1 tRNA gene is annotated in these 248 nt (G+C 43.5%); it reads left to right on the top strand.

The annotated features are described in order from the left end of the window. Positions 1-27 precede the first annotated feature (27 nt). Positions 28-104, top strand: a tRNA-Ala gene (locus tag V7S75_RS12085). Positions 105-248: the final 144 nt, after the last annotated feature.

Below are 248 nucleotides of genomic sequence, written 5' to 3'. Positions count from 1 at the left end.
AGCAATAGATTAAGCAAAACAATCCCTGGGGGATTAGCTCAGCTGGCTAGAGCACCTGCCTTGCACGCAGGGGGTCAACGGTTCGAATCCGTTATTCTCCACCAGAGTTTAATTAGAGTTTAGAGTTAAGAGTTAAGAGTTACAGATTAAGCGAACGAGTTTAATCAACAGATTGAAGGAGTAACTAATGACTAGCGACTAACGACTAGTGACTAGCGACTAAAAACACCACCCCTACCCTTTCCAAA

Source organism: Aquirufa sp. TARAVU-A1A, from assembly GCF_054558675.1.
The sequence above is the reverse complement of the archived record's forward strand: the minus strand, read 5'-3'. Positions and strand labels throughout refer to the sequence as shown.